The sequence below is a fragment of the Acuticoccus kandeliae genome (assembly GCF_003073115.1).
Genome location: NZ_QBBV01000004.1, coordinates 759,331 through 775,276, shown reverse-complemented (window position 1 = coordinate 775,276; position 15,946 = coordinate 759,331). Strand labels below are relative to the sequence as shown.

Annotated in this window: 13 protein-coding genes; 6 read left to right on the top strand and 7 right to left on the bottom strand. The window is 70.6% G+C overall.

The features are described 5' to 3' along the window. Window positions 1-581: 581 nt before the first annotated feature. Entirely contained in the window at window positions 582-1,580 is a 999-nt protein-coding gene (locus DBV35_RS26690; RefSeq protein WP_108663411.1) for an ABC transporter ATP-binding protein, read from the top strand. Between the two features lie 89 nt (window positions 1,581-1,669). Next, entirely contained in the window at window positions 1,670-3,544 is a 1,875-nt protein-coding gene (locus DBV35_RS26685; protein WP_108663410.1) for a tetratricopeptide repeat-containing sulfotransferase family protein, read from the top strand. Here the strand turns inward: DBV35_RS26685 and DBV35_RS26680 are convergent. Continuing rightward, the gene (locus DBV35_RS26680) at window positions 3,468-4,529 is read right to left on the bottom strand and encodes a sensor histidine kinase (protein ID WP_170135047.1); all 1,062 of its coding nucleotides are present in this window, start codon (window positions 4,527-4,529) and stop codon (window positions 3,468-3,470) included. The two genes, DBV35_RS26685 and DBV35_RS26680, sit on opposite strands and share 77 nt — an antisense overlap. A 213-nt stretch (window positions 4,530-4,742) precedes the next feature. Between DBV35_RS26680 and DBV35_RS26675 the strand changes: the two genes are divergently transcribed. Continuing rightward, window positions 4,743-5,228, top strand: coding sequence for a GNAT family N-acetyltransferase (locus DBV35_RS26675; RefSeq protein WP_108663408.1), 486 nt, complete (start codon window positions 4,743-4,745; stop codon window positions 5,226-5,228). A 26-nt stretch (window positions 5,229-5,254) separates the two neighbouring features. Here the strand turns inward: DBV35_RS26675 and DBV35_RS26670 are convergent, their stop codons facing one another. The 6 genes from DBV35_RS26670 to DBV35_RS26645 form a co-directional block, all read right to left on the bottom strand. Next, the gene (locus tag DBV35_RS26670; RefSeq protein ID WP_108663407.1) at window positions 5,255-5,596 is read right to left on the bottom strand and encodes a DMT family transporter; all 342 of its coding nucleotides are present in this window, start codon (window positions 5,594-5,596) and stop codon (window positions 5,255-5,257) included. A gap of 340 nt (window positions 5,597-5,936) precedes the next feature. Beyond that, a complete protein-coding gene (locus DBV35_RS26665; protein ID WP_108663406.1) occupies window positions 5,937-7,037 on the bottom strand; it encodes an enolase C-terminal domain-like protein in 1,101 nt (366 codons plus the stop codon). Between the two features lie 226 nt (window positions 7,038-7,263). After that, window positions 7,264-9,315 (bottom strand): hypothetical protein, encoded by a 2,052-nt coding sequence (locus tag DBV35_RS26660; RefSeq protein WP_108663494.1) that lies wholly within the window; start codon window positions 9,313-9,315, stop codon window positions 7,264-7,266. Window positions 9,316-9,323: 8 nt separating this feature from the next. Then, entirely contained in the window at window positions 9,324-12,080 is a 2,757-nt protein-coding gene (locus DBV35_RS26655) for a DUF4159 domain-containing protein (protein WP_108663405.1), read from the bottom strand. Between the two features lie 24 nt (window positions 12,081-12,104). Then, a complete protein-coding gene (locus tag DBV35_RS26650; protein ID WP_108663404.1) occupies window positions 12,105-12,968 on the bottom strand; it encodes a DUF58 domain-containing protein in 864 nt (287 codons plus the stop codon). Window positions 12,969-13,027: 59 nt separating this feature from the next. Continuing rightward, a complete protein-coding gene (locus DBV35_RS26645) occupies window positions 13,028-14,029 on the bottom strand; it encodes an AAA family ATPase (RefSeq protein WP_108663403.1) in 1,002 nt (333 codons plus the stop codon). Between the two features lie 174 nt (window positions 14,030-14,203). On the opposite strand from DBV35_RS26645, the gene DBV35_RS26640 reads away from it, so the two are divergent. From DBV35_RS26640 to DBV35_RS26630, 3 genes are read left to right on the top strand one after another with little or no spacing between them, the layout of a single operon-like run. Continuing rightward, window positions 14,204-14,806, top strand: coding sequence for a DUF1285 domain-containing protein (locus DBV35_RS26640; RefSeq protein ID WP_245944107.1), 603 nt, complete (start codon window positions 14,204-14,206; stop codon window positions 14,804-14,806). Further along, the gene (locus DBV35_RS26635) at window positions 14,803-15,591 is read left to right on the top strand and encodes an NUDIX hydrolase (protein ID WP_170135046.1); all 789 of its coding nucleotides are present in this window, start codon (window positions 14,803-14,805) and stop codon (window positions 15,589-15,591) included. The genes DBV35_RS26640 and DBV35_RS26635 overlap by 4 nt, the downstream gene beginning before the upstream one ends. Further along, on the top strand, window positions 15,588-15,857 hold the full coding sequence (locus DBV35_RS26630; RefSeq protein ID WP_108663400.1) for a DUF6111 family protein: 270 nt from the start codon (window positions 15,588-15,590) through the stop codon (window positions 15,855-15,857). The genes DBV35_RS26635 and DBV35_RS26630 overlap by 4 nt, the downstream gene beginning before the upstream one ends. The last annotated feature ends 89 nt before the right edge of the window (window positions 15,858-15,946 follow it).

Sequence of the window (15,946 nt, the reverse complement as noted above, 5' to 3'; positions counted from 1 at the left end):
TCCTATGTCGAGCCGGTGAAGGAGCCGCCCGCTCCGCCCGCGCCCCCGCCCCAGGAGCCCCCGAAGCCGGAACCGCAGCTGCAGCCGCAACCGGAGCCGGAGCCGAAAGCGCCGGAGCCCGCGCCCGCGCCCGCACCCGAAGCGGCGGCTGATGCCGGCGAGGCAACGACCCCTGACTCCGCGGAAACGCCGAAGAAGCCGCGGGAGTTTAAGATCTCGGCCGACTTCCTCTATGTCGACGATCCGGTCGACGAGGCCGCCGACGGCTTCCAGATGCGCCCGGCGGCCGAGGCGGAATATCTCGCGAAGGAGACGAACGAGGCGATCGACGCCGCACGCGCGCTCGACCCCGAGAAGAGCCGCGTCGTGGGCGTCTCCGGCGAATATCGCCACGAGGAGACGCCAGAGGACGCCGCGCCGCCGCCCACGCCTGCACCTGCGGCGAGCGGGGAGGGGACGCCCGCCGCCCCGCCCGCGACGGAGCCGCCCGCACCCGCGCCCGCGCCCGCCGCGCAGCGCCCGGCGGTCGTCCCCGACCCGAGCATCTTCCTGAAGCCCGACTGGCAGAGGATCGTCGACCGATGAGCGAGGCGCTGGTCGAAGTCTCGGACCTCACGAAGCGGTTCGACGTCTCCTCCGCCTGGCTGGAGCGGCGCCTCGACGGCGGTTCGCGCCAGTTCGTCCACGCCGTCTCCGACGTCACCTTCCAGATCGCGCGGGGGGAGACCTTCGCGCTCGTGGGCGAATCGGGCTCGGGCAAGTCCACCATCGCGCGCATGGTCGTCGGCCTCATCCCGGCGACGAGCGGCACGGTCGAGATCGACGACGTCGCGGTCGGCCGGAACTCGCGCGCGCTGCGGGCGCTCCGCCGGCGCATGCAGATGATCTTCCAGGACCCCTATGCGAGCCTCAACCCGCGCATGCGGGTGGGCCGGATCATCGCCGAGCCGATCCGCGCCTTCGGCCTCCTTTCCGGCCGCGCCCGGCGCGAGCGTGTGGTGGAGCTTCTGGAGGGCGTCGGCCTCCACGCCGACGACCGGGAGAAATTCCCGCACCAATTCTCCGGCGGGCAGCGTCAGCGGATCTGCATCGCGCGGGCGCTCGCCTCGAACCCGAGCTTCCTCGTGTGCGACGAGCCGACCTCCGCGCTCGACGTGTCGGTCCAGGCGCAGATCCTGAACCTCATGAAGGATCTGCAGGACCAGCTCGGCCTCACCTACCTCTTCATCAGCCACAATCTCGCGGTCGTGCGGCACATGGCCGACCGGATCGGGGTGCTCTATCTCGGCCGCCTCGTGGAGGTCGCGCCGACGGCGGACCTCTTCTCCGCGCCGCGCCATCCCTACACGCGCCTCCTCCTCGACGCGGTGCCCGATGTCGAGATGAGCGGCCGGCCGCGCGCGGCGGTGACGGGCGAGATCGCGAACCCGCTGGATCCGCCGCCCGGCTGCGCCTTCCACCCGCGCTGCCCCCTCGCCAACGAGCGCTGCCGTCGCGAGCGGCCGCTCCCCTTCGCGGCCGGCGGCACCCTCGTCGCCTGCCACGCGGTGGAGGAGGGGCGCGACCAGCCCGCCCCCTGAGCCGCATGCAAGCGTGAGGCGACGCCCGTCGCCGACACTCGGCGCCGAGCGGGGCGCCGGCCGCCCCGGATGCATCCGAGGCCATCAATATGCCGGACGCGATATCCGTTGACCGTGCGCTGTCGAAAGCGACCACTCTCGCCCGCGCGGGCCACTATCTGGAGGCCCACCGCCTCTATCACGAGGTGCTCGACCGCTATCCGCGAAACCGCCGCGCGGCCGAGGGGCTGAAGGCGCTCCGCGCGCCGCAGCGGCCGGGGAAGGGGCGGGACGGGGCGCGCCTGCGCCAGGATCTCGCCGCGATCGGTGCCCACCAGAAGGCCGGCCGCGTCAACGAGGCGCTCGCGGCCGCGGCCCGCGCCGCCGCCGCGCATCCGGACGCGATGCCGGTCCACCTCACCCACGGCGCGCTGCGCCTCGCGACCGGCGATCCGCGCGGGGCGATCGAGAGCTTCACCCGCGCGATCCAGGCCCAGCCCACCTGCCCGGACCCTTATCTCCAGCTCGGCCACGCCCTGAAGGCGGCGGGGGAGACGCTCGCCGCGCTCGAGGCCTTCGCGACCGCGATCGCCCTCGCGCCGGACGACGCCGAGCCGCGCCTCCAGCGCGGCGCGCTCCTCAAGGATCTCGGCCAGCACGCCGACGCGGTGGACGATTTCGCCGCCGTCGCCGCCCTGCGGCCGGAGAGCGCCGACGCGCAGAACACGCTCGGCAACGCGCTCGCCCGCGCGGGCCGCCACGGCGACGCGGTCGCGGCCTACCGCGCCGCGCTCCGCCTCCGGCCGGACTTTCCCGAGGCGCACAACAATCTCGGCGTCGCCCTCTTCGAGATGGGCGATCCGGAGGCGGCCCGCCCCCTCTACGCCCGCGCCATCGCCTTGAAGGCGGACTATGCCGAGGCGCACCGCAATCTCAGCCTCATCACCCGCTACCGCCCCGGCGACGCGCACCTCAGTCAGATGCGGGCGCTCTATGACGGGGCAGAGATCGGCGAGCCGCAGCGGATGCACCTCGCCTTCGCCCTCTTCAAGGCGCTCGACGATATCGACGAGACGGACGAGGCCTTCGCCTGCCTCGCCGCCGGCAACCGCCTGCGCGCCGCCCGCCACCCCTATGACGCGGCGCAGGTCCGCCGCACCCATGACGGGCTGAAGGCCTTCTTCGGCGAGGCCGGGCCGCTCCCCGTCACCGTCCCGGAGCCGGGGGACCGCACGCCGATCTTCATCGTCGGGATGCCGCGCTCGGGCACGACCCTCATCGAGCAGATCCTCGCGAGCCATCCGGCGGTCGACAGCGCCGGTGAGATCATGGCCTTCGAGCGGGCGCTGCTCCCCCACGGCGAGGCGATCCGAAGGGCGACCGTCTCGACGCTGCCGGCCGACATCCCCGCCGCGATCCGGCGCGACTATCTCGCCGCGCTCGACAAGCTCGCCCCGGCGCGACGCGTCGTGACCGACAAGATGCTCGTCAACGCGCGCTGGATCGGCTTCATCGCGATGGCCTTCCCGGAAGCGCCGATCATCCACCTGAAGCGCGACGCGATCGCGACCTGCTGGTCGATCTACAAGCACTTCTTCGCCTCGTTCGGGAACAATTACGCCTACGACCAGCGCGACGTCGCCGCGCACTACCGCATCCAGGCCGACCTGATGGCCTACTGGAAGCGCCGCCTGCCGGGACGGATCCACGAGATCTGCTACGAGGAGCTCGTCGACGACCAGCAGCACGAGACGCGCCGCCTCCTCGCCGCGTGCGGCCTCCCATGGGACCCGGCCTGCCTCGCCTTCCACACCGCCGGGCGCGCCGTCGCGACGGCGAGCACCGCGCAGGTGCGCAAGGCCCTCTATCGCGGGAGCGGCGAGGCCTGGCGACGCTACGCCGCCCACCTCACGGAGATGATCGCCCAGTTGGAGCCGGCCACGACACCGGCAGCGCCGCCGGATCGGCCAGCGCCGGGAAGGTGACGCGCACGGTCGTGCCGTCCGGCCCGCTCGCCGAATCGATCGTCCCGCCGAGCTGGCGCGCGAAGGAATCGACGAGCTGGCGGCCGAGCCCGGTGCCGGTCGCTTCGCCGAGCCCGCCACGCCCGTCGTCCGCGACCTCCAGCGTCACCATCTCCTCGTCGCGGGTGAGGCGGACGTCGATGCGGCCGCCCTCGTCGGGCGCGAAGGCGTATTTCAGCGCGTTGGTGAGGAGCTCGTTCACGATGAGGCCGAGCGGCGTCGCGTCCTTCGTCGACAGCGCGATCGGGGCGAGGTCGGTCTCAATGCGGATCTGATCGTTGGACAGGAGCGCGGTGCCGAGATCGTCCACCACCTTCTGCAGGAAGTGGTCGGCGCGGGTCTCCACCACCTCGTCGGCGGCGGTGAGCGTGCGATAGAGGTCGGCGACCGACTGCACCCGCCGCTTGATGCGCGACAGGGATTCGCGATGCTCCTCCGACTCCGACCGCCGCGTCTCGAGCGCGATGATGGAGGAGATCATGCCGAGGCTGTTCATCACGCGGTGATTGAGCTCGCGCAGGAGCCGGGCCTGCTGCTGCAGGGCGGCGTCCATTCCGTCCTCGGCGCGCTTGCGCTGCGTCACGTCGCGGAAGATCACCGCGAACAGGAGCGGGGTGTCGAGCGGGGCGGCGTAGACGTCGAACCAGCGGCCGAGGAGCGCCATCTCCATCTGGAAACGGACTGGAGTCCTTGTCAGCACGACCTTGCCGTAGATGTCGACCCAGCTCTGCTCGATGTCGCCGACGAGCTCGCGCGCGGTGTGGCCCGCGGCGTCCTTCAGCCCCGTCATCGCCTCGAAGGAGGGGCTGACGTCGAGCAGGCGATAGTCGTACGGCGCGCCGTTCTCGTCGAGAATCATCTCGCAGAGGCTGTAGCTCTCGTCGATCGAGCAGACGAGCTGCTCCAGCATTGTCGCCTTGATGCGGGCGAGTGTCTCCTCGTCCATGCCTGCCTCGACCGCACCTCCGCCTTCGACGGAAGCGAAACTATCAAAGAGCCGGATAGGGAAGCAATTCCTTACATGCGTGATGCGGCAAGCGTGTTGTTCATGACACGCTGTCGTGCTAACCGGCCGCGATGACATACCGACGACATCGCCCTGTTTGACCGTCCAGACGGCCGTCCCCCGGCCGAACCGTCATTCGTGCGCGAGCGTCCCATGCCCCCCGATCTTGTCCTGCGGCCCGAGCAGCTCTCGGATGCCGATGCCGTCGAAGCCCTCTATGCCGTCGCGTTCGGCCCCGGCCGCTACACGCGCACGGCGACGCGGATGCGCGACGGCTTTCCGCACGATCCGCGCACCTCGTTCGTGGCGGACCGCTCCGGGCTCGTGATCGGGGCGATCCGGCAGACGAAGATCAGAGTGGGTGGCGCGCCCGCCTATCTCCTCGGCCCGCTCGCCGTCGCCGAGACGGCGGCGAAGCAGGGCATCGGCCGCGCGCTCCTCTCCCGCTCGATCGACGCGGGCCGGCTGTGCGGGGCCGACGCGATCGTCCTCGTCGGCGACCCGGGCTTCTACAAACCCTCCGGCTTCAAGCAGGTCTGGGACGATATCCAGCTCCCCGGCCCCGTCGAGCGCCACCGCATGATGTGCCTGCCTCTGAAGCGGGACGTGGCGGGGCCGGCGGTGGTGGCGGACTGGTAGGGGGCGGTGGGGACGGGCCGATCGCCTCAATGCGAGGCGTTTGAAAAGACGTTGATCACCACCACACCGGCGACGATCAGGGCGATCCCGACCATGGCCATCACGTCCAGCGTCTGGCGGAAGACCACGACGCTGATGATCGCGGTCAGGACGATGCCGAGACCGCCCCAGATCGCGTAGGCGATCCCGAGCGGCAGCGATTTCAGCGCGACGGAGAGAAGGTAGAAGGACAGGATGTAGAGCACCGCCATGATGGCGGTGGGCACCGGCTTCGTGAATTGCGCGGATTTTTGCAGGAAGCTGGTGCCGGCGACCTCGAAGACGATCGCGCCCAGGAGGGCGAGGGTGGAGGCGAGGTGGATTTGCATGATGCTTTGCTTTCCCGGCAGCCGTCTGGCGGTCCGTCCGTTGGAGAACCCCAGGAAAGGCTGAGAACGCGGTCGCAGCGCCTTCCTGTTGGGATCAGGTTTGACGCCGTGGCTGGGAAGAACCCGTCTCGGACGGGCGCAGGAGACACCACCCTGCAACTCTATTCTCGGCAGTCACCAGTTGGCGGCGATCCATCAGGATGTCAATCGAACAGCACCAATGCGATGGGCGAGCCCCGTCGCATCGGTCGCGACGCCGGCCTTCGGCTTGGGAGCGTTGCCGGCGCGTTGTCGGCGTATGCGTCGCGCGGTGCTGCGCCGTTTCGTCAAGCTCCGGCCATCAGAGGCTCACGGCGTGGGCCGCCACCGCGTCCTCGTTCCAGTCCATCCCGACGCCCGGGCGGTCCGGGATGACGATGTCGCCACCGGCGACCGCGTAGGGCTCGGCGAGGATCGGGTCGGCCCAGTTCTGCCACTCCAGCCAGTGCGCGGTCTCGGTGACGCGCATCACGTGGGCGGCGACCTCCGGATAGAGATGGGTCGAGATCGGGATGCCCATCGCGCCGGCGATGGCCTGCGCCCGCATCCAGCCGGTGACGCCGCCGATGCGCATGAAGTCGGGCATCACGAGATCGCAGGCGTTCATCGCGAGGGCCGCGTGGAGCTCGCGCGGGCCGTAGAAATTCTCGCCGATCTGGAGCGGCGTCTTCAGCTCCGATGCGAGCGCGGCGCAGCCGCGAAAATTGTCATAGACGACCGGCTCCTCGATCCATTCGAGGCCGAGCGGGTCGAGCATGTGGCAGCGGCGGCGGGCCTCGGCCATGTCGAGGCCCTGGTTGAAGTCGATCATCAGGCGCATCTCTTCGCCGACCGAACGCCGCACGGCCTCTATCGTCGCGAGATCGATGCGCGCATCGTCGCGGCCGAGGCGCAGCTTCAGCCCCGTGAAGCCGCCCTCGTCGCGAAGCGCGACCGCCTCGTCGGCGACGGCGGCGGGCTCGCGCAGCCAGAGGCCGTTGCTGTTGTAGCTTCGCACCGGACCCACCGACCCGCCGAGGAGGACGCAGAGCGGCACGCCCGCCGCGCGCGCAAGCGCGTCCCATGCGGCCATGTCGAGCCCGGACGCCGCGATCATCGACTGGCCTGCATAGCCGACGAAGTGGAGCGACTTGCGCGCCGCCTCGTAGATCTCCACCGGCGCAAGCCGCCGCCCGGCGAGGGCCCGGCCGAGATCGTGGAGCGCGGGCACGAGATAGCGCATCGCGTGTTCGAGATAGGGCTCCAGATAGGCGCGCCCGGTGACGCCTTCCTCCGTCTCCAGATCGATGAGGATGAGCGGCCATCGCGTGATGGTCGCGATGCGCGCCACGATCGGCCGTTCCAGCGGCAGGACGACGGGCCGCGCCCGCACGCTTCTGAGAGTGAGACGCTCAAGCGGCATTGCCGAACCTCCCTCCGGCCGGATGGGGACCGGGGCGCATCCACACGCAAGGATAGTCGCGCGTGGATCGCACAATCAAGCCATGCGCGGTGGCCCCGCATCGCGGGGCAAGGCACTGCGGAAGGCGCAGCTCGGTCGTTCACCAGCGGCGTCGCGCGACAAAAAAGGCGGCGCCCCGAAAGGCGCCGCCTCATTCTTCCTCCCCGGCCGTGGGGCCGGGTTCGGCTCAGTGGCCCTCGCGCCACCAGGTGCCGGAGAGGCCGGCCAAGAGGAGCGCGAGGCCGAGGAAACCGGCGAAGAGCGGCACGCGGTCGATGCCGACGAGCTCGCTCGCCTCGGAGCGGCGCAGGCCCACCCAGTCGGTGCCCGCCATCGAGCGGCCGTCGGTGCGCATCAGCACGCGCGGGGCCGCGTCGCCGGGCTCCACGCGGCGGACCGAGCCGCGCGTCAGCTCGGCGAGCGGGGCGAGCTTCGCCGTGTCGGAGCGCAGATCCTGCGCCTCAAGCGGGTTCGCCGGACCGACATGGCCGAGCGCCGAGAGCGTGCCGTCCGTCGCGCGATAGAGGCCCATGTCTGGCGCGTCGATCGCGGCGCGCCAGAGGCCGGGCTCGGCCTCCTCCAGCGTGATCGTCTGCGTCTCGCCGGCGGGGGAGGTGAGGGTGACGGGGCTCACCGCGTCGGAGAGGGTCTGCCGCTCGATCGTGAGCGTGCCGGGGCCGGCCTCGAGGCGGAGCGCCTCCTCTTCCAGTTCGGGCTCCTTCATCAGCCAGTGCGACAGGCGCCGCAGCAGCGGGACGTGCGGGCCGCCCCCGTCGAACCCGCGCGCCCAGAGCCAGATGTGGTCCGACATCATCATCGCGACGCGGCCCTCGCCCTCGCGCGCCAGCGTGAGGAGCGGGTTCGCGCGCGCCCCGGTCATGACCGTCTCGCCATTGGTCGGGATGGTCTCCACCTGGCGGAACCACTCGCTCCAGGCCGGCGGATCGCTCTCCGAGCCCGGCAGGTTGCGCGTCACCGGGTGGCGCGCGCCGCGCTCGGACACCTCGGGCCGGAAGGGCTCCTCGATGATCGAGCCGGACGGGGTGGCCGGAAGGGCGGCCGCGAGCGGGGTGTGATAGATCGAGCGCGGCCCCGCATAGTCGGGCCCGGCCGCGATCAGCACCGCGCCGCCGTTGAGGACATACTGGGCGATGTTGTCGAAATAGAGCGCCGGGAGCACGTTGCGCCGGTGGTAGCGGTCGAAGACGATGAGGTCGAACTCGTCGATCTTCTGGCTGAACAGCTCACGCGTCGGGAAGGCGATCAGCGACAACTCGTTGATCGGCGTGCCGTCCTGCTTCTCCGGAGGGCGCAGGATTGTGAAGTGGACGAGATCCACCGAGGCGTCGGACTTCAGGAGGTTCCGCCACGTGCGCTCGCCCGCGTGCGGCTCGCCGGAGACGAGAAGGACGCGCAGATTCTCGCGCACGCCCTCCACGATCGCGACGGTGGTGTTGTTGACGTCGGTAAGCTCGCCCTCGACCGTCGGCACCTCGAACTGGAAGAAATTGTCGCCGCCATGATTGATCGGCGCGGCGATCGCGACCTCCTCGCCGACCATGACCTGGCGCCGCTCCACGAGCTGGTCGTCGATCTTGACGGTGAGGGGGATCTCCTCGTTCTCCGCGCCCGTGTCCTGCACGCGCACGACGATGGTCTGGGTCGAGCCGACGAGGCCGAAGCGGGGCGCGGCGACGATCTCGATGCGCCGGTCGCGCTCGTCCTCATGGCCGACGACGAGGCTGTGGATCGGCGCGTTGAAGGGGGCGGTGCCCGGCACGTCGTGGACCTGGCCGTCGGTGACGATGAGGGCGCCGGCGATCCGGTCGGGCGGGACGTCGCCGAGGAGGTCGGCGAGCGGGCCGAAGAGGACCGTGCCGTCCTGGTCGGGCGCGGCGCGGTCGACGGTCAGCGTGCGCACCTCGAGGCCGGGGGTCGCCTCAAGGCGCTCCACCAGCGTCTCGGCGAGCGCGTCGGTCGCGGCGACGCGGCCGGCGGCGCGCTGGCTTTGCGTGCGGTCGACGACGACCGCGACCACCCCGTCGAGCGGCTCGCGCACCTCGCGCTGGAGGGCGGGATTGAGGAGGGCGAGCGCGAAGAGCACGACCGCGAGGGCGCGCACCGTCGAGCCGCGCACGCGGCGGAAGAGCCCGATCCCGGCGAAGAGGAGCCCGACCACCGCGAACGCGGCGACGAGCCACCATGGGATGAAGGGATGGAACGCGAGACTGAAATCCATCATGTCCCTCACTGACCCAGCCGCTCGAGGAGAGCCGGGATGTGGACCTGGTCGGCCTTGTAGTTCCCGGTCATCGTGTAGATCGCGATGTTGATCCCGGCCCGAAGCGCCATCTCGCGCTGGTAGGGGTCGTTGGGAACCGTCGGAAAGAGGTAGGTGCCGTCCGGGTTCACGGCCCAGGCGCCGGCGAGGTCGTTGGCGGTGATGAGGATCGGCGACACGCCGTCACCCGCCCGCGCCGGCCGCTCGGCCGAGCTTTCGGCCGTGATCGTCTCGACCCAGAGTGGCGAGCCCGCCCAGCGGCCCGGAAAGCCGGAGAGGAGGTAGAAGGTCTTCGTCAGCACATGATCCTGCGGGACGGGCTCCAGCGGGGGAATGTCGAGCCCGGAGAGGATGTCGCGCAGCGCCTGCGTGGACGCCGACGTGCTGTTGAGGACGGCGCTGCTCTGGTCGCGCGTGTCGAAGAGGATCGTCCCGCCATTCTTCATGTAGGCGTCGACCTTCGCGATCGCCTCGTCGGACGGGCGCTCGCTCTGGGGCGAGAGCGGCCAGTAGAGGAGCGGAAAGAAGGCGAGGTCGTCGGTCTCGAGGTTGACGCCCATCGGCTCGGCCGGCTCCACGGCCGTGCGCCGCATGAGGGCGTCGGAGAGGCCGCGCAGCCCCGCCTCGCTCACGCGGTCGAGATTCTGGTCCCCGGTGGAGACGTAGGCGAGGCGCGTCTCGAGAGAGGCGCGCATCGCGAACTCGGTCGCGCTCGGGGTCTGGGCCGCGGCCGGCGGGGTGCCGATCAGGCCGAGCGCCGGGAGCGCCGCCGCGAGCGCGATCATCGCGGTGGCGATCCGCCGGCGGAAGGCCCCCATCAGGACGAGGATCGCGATGGCGTCGACGAGGAGCAGAAGCGCGGCCAGTGTCATGAATGTGCCTTTGAGCTCGGTGGGCCCTTCGGTCGTGTAGCGGCCGACATTGGCGTCCGGGAATTGGGCCGGATCGATGGCGGCGAGGCGCTCGCCGTCCTTCAGGAGGTTGATCGCGCGGAAGGCGCCGTCGGTGCCGTAGAGGCCCGGCGGGTGGCGCGGACCGGGGTCCATGTCGCGCTGGACGAGCGGCTCGACGAGCGGGCCGGGCGCGACGAGGCGGCCCGCCCCGTCGAGGACGCGATAGGGCGGCAGGGCCGGGCCGCTCTGTCCGTCGCCGCTGCCGGTCGTCGCCGCGGAGAGTTCCACCACCGCGCGCAGCATCTCCACGAAGGAGGCCGAGAGCGGCAGGTTCGACCAGCTCGTGTCGGCCGTCACGTGGAAGAACACGACCCAGCCCGCGCCGATATTGCGGCCGGTGACGAAGGGGGTGCCGTCGGCGAGGGCCGCCCAGGTCCGCTGGGTCAGCGCGATCGACGGCTCGGCGAGGAGCTGGCGTGTCACCGTCACGTCGTTCGGGACGGCGAGGGAGGCGAACGGGCCGTCATTGCTGAAGTCGGTCAGCGGCTGCGGCTCTTCCCAGGAGAGGGTGCCGCCGAGCGTGCGGGCCCCCTCGCGCATCGGGACGGGGACGAGATCGTCCATCCCGTCGGCGGTGCGCGGTCCCGCGAAGCGCAGGAGGACGCCGCCGGCATTGATCCAGCGGGCGATCGCATCCTGCGTGGAGGGGAGGAGCGTGCCGACATCGGCGAGGATGATGACGGAGGTGCCGGCGTCGATCAGCTCGTCGACGGCGCTCGGAAGGTCGAGCGCGGTCGGCGTGCGCAGGTCCGACGAGGGCGCGAGCGCGGCGCGCAGATAATGGAGCGGCGACAGGAGCGGCTGGGCAAGATCCAGCGAGCCGCCCGAGATGAGGCCGACCGTGCGGCGGCGGAAGCGCTCGTCGAGAAGGCGCACGGCCCCCGCGTTGCGCTCGCCGCCGACGGTGACGCGCATCGCGTCGTTGCGCAGCTCGGTCGGCAGGTTGAGGGTCGCGGTGGCGATGGTCTCGCCGCCGGTGAAGGTCACGGGACCCTCGGCGAGGACGAAGCCCTTCTCGTCGAGGATGCGCACCTGGCGCGCGGTGCCGTCGGTGGCGGCGTCGGAGACGAGCGACACGCTCATCCCGTCGGCGGTGTTCTGGACGTCGGAGACGCCGAGGATGCCGCCCGGATCGGGCACGAAGAGGCGCACGGGCGATTCGCTCGCCTCGGAGAGGGCGGTGTAGAGGCGCACATCGTCCTCCCCGCCGAGCCCGTCGGACAGCCAGGCGACGCCGCCGACGGTCATGTCGGCGAGGCGGTCGGCGAGGGCGCCGCGGCGGGCGCGCCAGGGCTGCGGCTCCAGGCTCGCGAGGAGGTCGCGCGCGGCGCTCGGGCTGCCAGCGGTGAGCGGGGTGGTCGTGGCGTCGGAGGTCGCGACGAGGATCACGGCGCGGTTGGCGCTCTCGGCCTCGGTGATGAGGCGCTCGGCCGCGCCGACGCGGGCCTCCCAGTCGCCCGCCGCCGCGAACGTGTCGTCCACGACGATGAGCATCGGCCCGTCGCCGACCGCCACCGCGTTCTCCGGCCGCAGGATGGGCTGGGCGAGGGCGATGATGACGAAGGCCGCGATCGCCAGGCGAACGAGCATCAGCCACCACGGGGTGCGGGTCGGCGTCTCCTCCCGCTTCAACAAGCCGAGCAGCAGTCGCGTCGGACCGAACGTGATGTCGTGCGGACGCGGGGGTGTCGCCCTCAGCAGCCACCAAAGAAGCGGCAGGAGCAACAACGCCCAAAGCACTGCGGGCGCGCCGAACCCCACTACACTCATCGTGCTCTCCTCATACGGCAGGCATCATGCCGCCGGGCCGTCACGCTCCCCTGCGAGTGCCGTGCGAAGCGCGAGCAGCGCGGGCGCAGCGGAGCGATCCGTGTGATGAACGATCAGCGAAGAGCCCAACCGTCTGGCCTCCTGCGCGAGCGCCGCCTTGTGGGCGGCGAGAGTATCCTGATAGCTCGTGCGCCACGCCTCGGCCTTGCCGACGAGGAAGGCGAGCCCCGATTCGGGGTCGACGAAGCGGGTGCGGCCACCGAACGGGAACTGTTCCTCCGCAGGATCGAGCACCTGCACGAGATGAGTCCGCGCGCCGCGCCCCGCAAGGGTGCGGAACGTCTCGGCCCACTCCTCCATCGGGTCGAGGAAGTCGCCGATGAGGACGACGTCGCAATGGCGCGGCAGATTGTAGAGCTTCGGCCGTGCGGTAGCGTTCCCTTCGGTCTCCAGGATCGCGTCGGCGATCCGGTCCGCCGCGTCGCGCCGCGAGGTGGGCGGCGGGCCGTCCGCGAGGCCGATCCGCTCGCCGCCGCGGCCGAGAAGCTCGGCGAGGGCGAGGAGGAGGACGAGGGCGCGCGACTCCTTCGACGATTCCGCGAGGCGCGAGCGCACCCGCATGGAGGCGGTGCGGTCGACCCACATCACGACCGTGTGCGCAGCCTCCCACTCGCGCTCACGCACGAGGAGGGTGTCGTCACGGGCCGAGCGGCGCCAGTCGATCCGCCGGGCGGGCTCGCCGAAATCGAACGGACGGAACTGCCAGAAGGTCTCGCCCGGGCCGGCGCGGCGCCGTCCGTGCCAGCCGGCCGCCACCGACGCCGCGACGCGCTTGGCCTCCACCAGGAGGTCGGGCAGGTTCGCGGCCGCGGACTTGGCCTCCAGCATCGCCCCCTGCGAAGGGGCGTCCGTCGTGCCGTGATCGGGCCGCCGGAATCCGGGGAACACTAGATCTTGCTCACGAGCTGCTGGATCACGCCCTTCACGGTGTAGCCGTCCGCGCGCGCGGCGTAGGTGAGCGCCATGCGGTGCTGGAGGATCGGCTCGGCGAGGGCGATCACGTCTTCCCGCGAGGGGGCGAGGCGGGTCTGGAGCATCGCGCGGGCGCGGGTCGCGAGCATCAGCGACTGGCTGGCGCGCGGACCGGGGCCCCAGGCGACCTTGCCGGCGAGCTCTTCATTCTCTTCCGGGCGGGCCGAGCGGACGAGATCGAGGATCGCCTCGACCACCGTCTCGCCGACGGGCATCCGGCGCACCATCGTCTGCAGCCCCATCAGTTCGTCGCGCGAGAGGACCTGGGCGGGGGTCGCGTCGTCGATGCCGGTCGTCTCGATGAGGATGCGGCGTTCGGCGTCACGATCCGGATAGTCGACATCGACCTGCATGATGAAGCGGTCGAGCTGGGCTTCGGGCAGCGGGTAGGTGCCTTCCTGCTCGAGCGGGTTCTGCGTCGCGAGCACGTGGAAGGGGGTCGGCAGCGCGTGCGGCGTGCCGGCGATGGTGACGAAGCCTTCCTGCATCGCCTGCAGCAGCGCGGACTGCGTGCGCGGCGAGGCGCGGTTGATTTCATCCGCCATCAAAAGTTGCGCAAAAACCGGGCCTTTGATGAAGCGGAAGGCACGTTCGCCGGTGGCGGCCTGCTCCAGCACTTCCGCGCCCAGAATGTCGGACGGCATGAGATCCGGGGTGAACTGGATCCGCCGGTCATCCAGTCCTAGGACCGTGCCGAGAGTGGAGACAAGTTTCGTCTTGGCGAGGCCGGGCACGCCGACGAGCAGGGCATGACCGCCGCACAGGATCGCGATCAGCGAGCGCTCGACCACATCGCCCTGACCGAAAATGATCCGATCCACCTCGGTTTTCGCGGCGCTGAGGCGGGCAACGGCTGCTTCGATTTCGGCGACGCGCACAAGGTCGTCGGTGGGCTCGATGACACTGAAGTTATTCATAACACACCTCTGTGGGCTCGCCTGCCCGGCGACCCTGATGACTAAAAGCAAGGTCTGGGCCGCAGTCGCCTAACCATTTGTTCATGGTTTGGAAGGCCGAACGCTATGCATTAGATCGTCGGGTGAGAGCGTTGCCCATCGCTCGACGCCTTGCAACTGGAGAGCTGCGGTCTGGTGGCGCACACAGACGACGAACTCGATCAAGATCCCGCGACCCCGCTCGGCGCGCTGATTGCGCGCGCGGCCGAGCTCGGTGGTGGAGCCGCGCCTGTAGAGCGTTGGAATCCCGCCGATTGCGGGCGCATCCCGATGCGGATCGCGGCCGACGGCACGTGGTATTATCTCGGGACGCCCATCCACAGGGAGCGGCTTGTGCGGCTCTTTTCGAGTGTTCTGCGAAGAGAGCCTGACGCAAGCTTCGTCCTCGTTACTCCCGTAGAGAAGGTCACGATCGATGTGGATGACGCCCCGTTCGTCGCCGTCGAGCTGGTCGCCGAAGGCGAGGGCGCGGCGATGAACCTGACGCTGCGCACCAATGTGGGCGATGTCGTGACCGTCGACGCCGACCATCCGCTGCGCGCGGGCGTCGAGGCGGACACCGGCGGCTTCCTCCCCTATGTGCGCGTGCGCGGCGGGCTGGAGGCGCGACTCACACGGCCGATGGCGCTGGAACTTGCTGATCTTGCGGACGAATCGCCGCGCGAGGCGGGCCGGTTCGGCGTCTGGAGCGCCGGCACCTTCTTCCCCCTCGACACCAACGCAGAGGCCGACGCGTGACGGATCGCCACATGGAGGGCCGCGAGGCCGGTGACACGGCCGAAGCGGGGCCCGACGAGACGGCGCATTCGCCGCAGGCGCAGGACGCGATTCCCGTCCGTCCGGTCGCGGGCGAGGGGGCCGAGCCGATCGCGATCCTCCCGCCCGACCCCGAGGACCCCGCCTTCGTCGACCTCATCTGGCGCGCGCGACTTCTCCATCCGCCGCTTGAGCCGCTGCGCGACGACACGCCGGTCCATGGCGACCACGTCCTCAACCCGCACCTTTGGCCGGATCCGGACTTCGCGCCGCTGCGCCAGGCGGCCGTGCTGATGGTGCTCGCCAAGGACGAGGAGGGGCGCCTCGCGGTCATCCTCACCGAGCGGGCGGCGCACCTCTCCGCCCATGCGGGGCAGATCGCGCTGCCGGGCGGCAAGATCGAGGACGCCGAGACGCCGACGATGGCGGCACTGCGCGAGGCGGAGGAGGAGATCGCCCTGCCGCCGGACGCGGTCGCCCCGCTCGGCGTCAGCGAGCCTTACGTGACGCGGACCGGCTTCTATGTGATCCCCGTCCTCGGCGTCCTGCGCCGCCCCGTCGTGCTCCACGCGAGCCCCGACGAGGTGGCCGCCGCCTTCACCGCACCCTGGGCGCTCGTGATGAGCCACGCGGAGCGGCGGGAGGTCGAGGTGGAGCGCGACGGCGAGATGCGGCGCTATTTCGAGGTCTACTATCGCGACCGGCGGATCTGGGGTGTGACCGCGGGTATCCTGAAGCTCGTCAGCGAACGGCTCTATCCGGAATGATACGCGTCATCATCACACAGATCGTCCTGTTCCTGCTGCCGTTCATCGGCTTCTTCGTCTATCGCGTCGCGACGCAGGGGCCGACAGGGGCACGGGTGCAGAGTCTCGGCCGCGCCACCTTCTATCTTTCTCTCGCCGGCCTCGTCCTTGTGATCCTCGGCTTCGTATATTTCGCCATGTCAGGCAGCGAGAGCGACGGCGTCTATGTTCCCACCCAATTGCGCGACGGCCAGCTCATCCCCGGCGGCTTCCGGCCGCGCGAATGAGGGGAAAGCGGGGCGCGGCGCTTTGTGCCGCAATGCAGCGATGGTAGCCTGACGCGTGGTCGAGCGGTTCCAACTGTCCGCGCATTGGC